This window comes from Deltaproteobacteria bacterium (assembly GCA_016234845.1).
Taxonomy (GTDB): domain Bacteria; phylum Desulfobacterota; class Deferrimicrobia; order Deferrimicrobiales; family Deferrimicrobiaceae; genus JACRNP01.
On sequence record JACRNP010000075.1, the window covers coordinates 1 to 4,385 of the forward strand.

Genomic DNA, 4,385 nt, shown 5'->3' on the forward strand with positions numbered 1-4,385 from the left:
CGTGGAGCCCGAGGTGCTCCTGATGGACGAACCGTGCTCGGCGCTGGACCCGGTCTCCACCGCCAAGATCGAGGAGTTGATCGAGGACCTGAGCGACCGGTACACCATCGTCGTCGTGACCCACAACATGCAGCAGGCGGCGCGGATCTCCGACAGCGTCGCATCCTTCCTGCTGGGCGAGCTGATCGAGATGGACAAGAGCGGGAAGATCTTCACCAACCCGTCCGACAAGCGGACGGAGGAGTACATCACCGGAAGGTTCGGCTGAAATTTACCGGGAGGCGGTGAACGGAGATGAAGAAGCACTACGCGGAGCAGCTGGGGGGAATCCGGGAGATGGTCCTCCGGATGGGGGGGCTGGTCGAGCAGATGACGCGACGGGTCATCCAGGCGCTCGTCAAGCGCGACACCAGTCTCCTCGCCGAGGTCCGGGCGATGGAATCGAAGGTCAACCAGCTGCACGTCGAGATCGACGAGGCGTGCCTGGAGCTCATCGCCCTGCGGCAGCCGGCGGCCGTCGACCTGCGGTTCATCACGGCCGCGATGAAGATCATCGTGGACATGGAGCGGATCGGCGACCAGGCGATCAACATCGTCGAGCGCGCGGAGTCGCTCCTCGCCGTTCCCCTGCTGAAGCCGCTGATCGACATCCCGAGGATGGCCGACATCACGCAGGAGATGCTCAAGGCCGCGCTGGACGCCTACGTGAACGGGGACGACCGGCTGGCGTACGAGACGATCCTCCGGGACGACGAGGTCGACCAGCTCAAGGACCAGGTGTTCCGGGAACTCCTGACCTTCATGATGGCGGACCCGACCACCATCCCGCGGGCGATGGACCTCATCCTGGTGTCGCGCCACATCGAGCGGATCGCCGACCACGCCACCAACATCTGCGAGGACGTGATCTTCATGGTCAAGGGGAAGGACGTGCGGCACCAGGGCCCGCTGGCGTGACGTGAAACCTTCCTTTCCCTTTGCCCCTCCAAAGGGCGGATGGTACATTCGATGACGAAATCCACCCCCGGAGGACACCGATGCGATACCTGATCCTCGGAAGCGGACCCGCAGGGATTGCCGCCGCGAAGGCGGCCCGGAAGACGGACCGGGACGCCGAAGTCGTGATCGCCACCGAAGAGCACGGGGCGCCGTACCTTCGGCCCCTCCTCCCCGACCTGGTCTCCGGCGAACGGGAGCCGGCGGGAATCGCCGACCCCCAGGGGAAGGACCTTGCGAGCCTGAAGATCCGGGTGCTGGCGGGGAAACGGGCCCGTCGCGTCGACGCGGCGAAGAACCGGGTGGCGTTCACGGACGGATCGGAGGAGACGTACAACTTCCTCTGCGTCGCCGCGGGAGGACGCCCGATCCTTCCCGCCGCATTGATGGGAGCTCCCGGAGCGTTCCTGTTCCTCAACTCCTTCGGCGACGCCCAGCGGCTGCGGGAACGGGCGATGCGATCGGACGTGACGGTCGTGTACGGCCCCGGGTACCTGGGCATCGAGGCGGCGCGCGCCCTCCGGAAGCTCGGAAACCAGGTGGTCTGGATCGATCCGGGGCTTCCCCGGTTCGGGAACCCGATCTCCGGCGACGTGCAGGCGCGGGTGGCCGACCAGCTCCGGGCGAAGGGCGTGAAGACGAAGGAGGGGACCGAGATCGCCGACGTGATCGACGTCGACGGAAAGAATTTCGCCGTCGTGACCGCGGGGGGGGAGGAGATCCGCTGCCAGCTGATCGTGGCGGCGACCGAGCGGCTCCCGGGCATCGGGTTCCTCGAGGGGAGCGGCGTCAAGGCGGGCGCCGGCGTGCTGGTGGACGAGTACCTCCGGACCAACGTCTCCAACATCTACGCCGCGGGCGACTGCGCCGAGGTGTACGACATCAACCGGCGGGAGAGCCGGATCAACTTCGGCTGGCGCAGCGCCATCAAGCAGGGAGAGCTGGCCGGCGAGAACATGGCCGGCGGCAACAAGGTCTACATCCGCAATTCCGAGGATTATTTCGGCCTGCTCTACGGGGCGCCGCTCCTGGAGCGCGTCGAGGCGTAGCTCCCCGTCACGGCGTTCCGTCGATCGACGGGTCGTACGGCCGCGGTTCGCCGTCGGGGACCAGGAACTCCCCGACGGTGAACCGGTACCGGCACGCCGGGCACACGAGGACCACCTCGAGCTTCCTCCCCTCCTTCGGCCCCGCCCGCAGGAACGCCACGTGAAATCCCCCCCCCGCGGCGCAGGAGGGGCAGGAAGAGAGTTCCGAATCAACTTCAACCCGATTCATGTCCGACTCCATGCGTAGCTGGCGGAGGACACTCTTCAGAAAAACCGGTGGTGAGCCAGGATCGAAGAGTGTCCCCCTCTGACCGGGTCAATAGTCGATCCCCTTCTCCGCCTCGATCCCCTCGTCGAACGGGTGCTTGACGCTGCGCACCTCGCTCACCAGGTTCGCCGCGCGGATCACGTCTTCGTGCGCTCCCCTCCCCGACAGGACCAAGTGCACGGAGGGCGGTTTCCCGCCGATCAGCGCGAGGACGTCCCCCACGTCGATCAAGCCCAGCCGGACCGCCACGTTCACCTCGTCCAGGATCACCACGTCGTACTTCCCGGAGAGCATTCTCTCGCGGGTGAGCGACAAGGCCCCGCGGGCGGCCTCGCGGTGCTCGTCCATCGGAAGGGAATCGCCGCGGATCCCCACGAATCCCTTCCCCATCGGGAGGAGCTCGAACTCGGGGGCCAGCCGCTTCGCGCCGTCGATCTCCCCGTAGTGAAGCGACCCCTTGATGAACTGGACCATGAGGACCTTCATCCCGTACCCCACCGCGCGCACCGCGATCCCGAGGCAGGACGTGGTCTTCCCCTTCCCGTCCCCGGTGATGACGAGCACGAGCCCCCGCCGGGGCTTTTCCGGCAACCGTTCCGGTGCTTTCGTTTCCGTCATGGCCGACTCCCCCCCGCCCCTCCCCGGCGCACGTAAGATGTGGGGCCGGGAGGAGCGATTCCGGTGGAATTCAAAAATCCCTCGGCATGTGGAATAATGAAGCCTGGAGACCGGGACGCTTCCCGGCGGAGAGTGCTCCAACACGAGCTTCGCGCCGTTGGGGTACCCCCGCAACGGGAGATAAGGGGGGCACCATGGACAAGAACCATTGCATGGTATGCGCGAAGCAGGGCGCCTTCGAAGGCGGGATCTGCGATCTGTGCAAGGCGATCATCCGCGGCGAGGCGCTCGAGGGGCAGCACCAGATCAAGAAGGACTCCGACCGCTCCCTCCATAAGGAAGGGACGGTCCTCGAAAAGAAGACCCACGGCTGACGGCCGCGCGGGAGCGCCCCCGCGGGCCGTCACGCCGGGGCGCCTCCCGCGATCGCCGCGAACCTCTTCCCGAAATCCACGCACGCCGCGAGGTCGTGTTCCGAGGGCGCCATGCGCACCCGGATCGGCTCCGGGGCGACCTTGATCCGCATCGACGTCAGGATGTCCTGCACCGTCTTGATCGCCTCCCCGCTCCACCCGTAGGACCCGAAGACGGACGCGGGCTTCCCCTTCATGTTCAGCACCACGAGGTTGGCGATCAGGTGCAGGATCGGGTGCGGGACGTTGCTGTTGAGCGTGGGCGTCCCCACCAGGAACCCGACGCACTCCTCGACCTGGTCGATGATCGCGTCCATCGGGGATTCCACGCTGTTCATCAGCACCGGCACCAGCCCCGCCGCCGCCACCCCTTCCGCCACCTTGCGCGCCATCGCCGCCGTGTTCCCGTAGGCGGAGGCGTAGACGATCACGACCTTTTTCTCCTTGACCCGCTCGGCGATCGAGGCCCGCTCCTCGTACCGCGCGAGGTACTCCAGCGGGTTCTTCCGCAGGATCGGCCCGTGGGACGGGGCGATCATGTCGATCGGCAACTCTCGCACCCGCGCGCACGCCTTCAGGATGTGCTCCTTGTACGGCCGCATGATCGTCCCGTAGTAGAACTCGAACGCGTCGCGCGCCTTGCCGGGCTCGTGGAGCTCGTCGTTATAGGTGTGCGGGCTGGAGTAGTGGGCGCCGAGGAAATCGCACGGGAACAGGATCCGGTCCTCCACGAGGTACGTGAGGATCGTGTCGGGCCAATGGAGAAACGGGGCGTGGATGAACCGGAGGGTCTTCCCGCCCAGCGGGAGCTCCTCGTCGTCGCCCACCACGCGGAACGGAAACCCGGTGTTCACCAGGTTGTCCACGAACGTCTTGGCGGAGCGGGACAGGAGGACCGTCGCGTTCGGGTTCCGGTCCAGGAGGTCCACGAGGGCGCCGGCGTGGTCCGGCTCGGAGTGGTTGACGACCACGTAGTCGATGTCGGCGACCGGGAGGACCTCCTCCACGTTCCGGAGGAATTCCCCCGCGAAAGGACGCTTC

7 protein-coding genes are annotated in these 4,385 nt (G+C 66.7%); 4 read left to right on the plus strand and 3 right to left on the minus strand.

What is annotated here, in order from left to right:
• The 3 genes from pstB to HZB86_05735 form a co-directional block, all read left to right on the plus strand.
• A partial coding sequence (gene pstB, locus HZB86_05725) for a phosphate ABC transporter ATP-binding protein (GenBank protein ID MBI5905032.1) occupies window positions 1–268 on the plus strand: 268 nt, incomplete at its 5' end.
• A gap of 26 nt (window positions 269–294) precedes the next feature.
• Window positions 295–957 (plus strand): phosphate signaling complex protein PhoU, encoded by a 663-nt coding sequence (gene phoU / locus HZB86_05730; protein MBI5905033.1) that lies wholly within the window; start codon window positions 295–297, stop codon window positions 955–957.
• A gap of 80 nt (window positions 958–1,037) precedes the next feature.
• On the plus strand, window positions 1,038–2,045 hold the full coding sequence (locus HZB86_05735; protein ID MBI5905034.1) for an FAD-dependent oxidoreductase: 1,008 nt from the start codon (window positions 1,038–1,040) through the stop codon (window positions 2,043–2,045).
• Window positions 2,046–2,052: 7 nt separating this feature from the next.
• Here HZB86_05735 and HZB86_05740 read toward each other — a convergent pair whose 3' ends face one another.
• On the minus strand, window positions 2,053–2,286 hold the full coding sequence (locus HZB86_05740) for a hypothetical protein (protein MBI5905035.1): 234 nt from the start codon (window positions 2,284–2,286) through the stop codon (window positions 2,053–2,055).
• Window positions 2,287–2,361: 75 nt separating this feature from the next.
• Window positions 2,362–2,931 carry a cob(I)yrinic acid a,c-diamide adenosyltransferase gene (locus HZB86_05745; GenBank protein ID MBI5905036.1) on the minus strand — a complete coding sequence of 190 codons (570 nt, stop codon included), beginning with the start codon at window positions 2,929–2,931 and terminating at the stop codon, window positions 2,362–2,364.
• Between the two features lie 194 nt (window positions 2,932–3,125).
• On the opposite strand from HZB86_05745, the gene HZB86_05750 reads away from it, so the two are divergent.
• Window positions 3,126–3,305 (plus strand): hypothetical protein, encoded by a 180-nt coding sequence (locus HZB86_05750; protein ID MBI5905037.1) that lies wholly within the window; start codon window positions 3,126–3,128, stop codon window positions 3,303–3,305.
• Window positions 3,306–3,334: 29 nt separating this feature from the next.
• Here HZB86_05750 and HZB86_05755 read toward each other — a convergent pair.
• Window positions 3,335–4,385, minus strand: a 1,051-nt coding sequence (locus tag HZB86_05755; protein ID MBI5905038.1) for an FprA family A-type flavoprotein, incomplete at its 5' end; no start/stop codon positions are given.

Bases quoted from the DNA above. Each gene is read 5' to 3' on its own strand.
- phoU (MBI5905033.1), top strand. From the start codon at position 295: ATGAAGAAGCACTACGCGGAGCAGCTGGGGGGAATCCGGGAGATGGTC.
- HZB86_05735 (MBI5905034.1), top strand. From the start codon at position 1,038: ATGCGATACCTGATCCTCGGAAGCGGACCCGCAGGGATTGCCGCCGCG.
- HZB86_05740 (MBI5905035.1), bottom strand. From the start codon at position 2,286: ATGGAGTCGGACATGAATCGGGTTGAAGTTGATTCGGAACTCTCTTCC.
- HZB86_05745 (MBI5905036.1), bottom strand. From the start codon at position 2,931: ATGACGGAAACGAAAGCACCGGAACGGTTGCCGGAAAAGCCCCGGCGG.
- HZB86_05750 (MBI5905037.1), top strand. From the start codon at position 3,126: ATGGACAAGAACCATTGCATGGTATGCGCGAAGCAGGGCGCCTTCGAA.